Origin of the sequence: Pseudoalteromonas sp. Z9A6 (assembly GCF_011378805.1) — a bacterium.
Classification (GTDB): domain Bacteria; phylum Pseudomonadota; class Gammaproteobacteria; order Enterobacterales; family Alteromonadaceae; genus Pseudoalteromonas; species Pseudoalteromonas distincta.
In genome coordinates, this window is sequence record NZ_WTKZ01000147.1 from 1 (window position 1) to 546 (window position 546).

Annotated in this window: 1 protein-coding gene; it reads left to right on the forward strand. The window is 40.7% G+C overall.

Going from position 1 to position 546, the window contains the following annotated elements; all coding sequences use genetic code 11:
- The coding region (locus GQR53_RS20590) for a transposase (protein WP_165745066.1) at window positions 1-546 on the forward strand (546 nt) is incomplete at both ends.

Below are 546 nucleotides of genomic sequence, written 5' to 3' on the forward strand. Positions count from 1 at the left end.
CTCATTACGGCTGTGCTAAGCACGCAGTCGTTAGTTATTGGCAACCTGATGCATTAGAAGTTAGAGAGCTTAAAGCCCTTATTCGTCGTTTAGATGCGCTTGAGAGTAACCGACAACGAGAAGCTAACCGATTAGAAGCAAGTGAATTCAGCAACGTTTCCGCGCGTGTTTGCCAATCGATAAAAGTGACTATCGCGTTTTTAGACGATGAAATTAAACAGCTTAAATCTGACATTGATAACCACATAGATAATGAACCTGATTTAAAAAGAAACAGGAAGCTACTTGAGTCTATCCCTGGCATTGGGCCCCTATTATCGAGAGAGCTGACGTATTTGTTTGCGGCTAAAAAACTTAATAAAGCCAAAGAAGCGGCCGCTTATTGTGGATTAATTCCACGGCACAATGAATCGGGCAAATTAAAAGGGCGAACATCAATCAGTAAACTTGGACCAGCCAGAATTCGATGCAAACTTTATATGGCAGCCATTGTTGCTGGGCAATGGAATAAAACAATAAAACGACACAAGTTAACGTTAATAAATA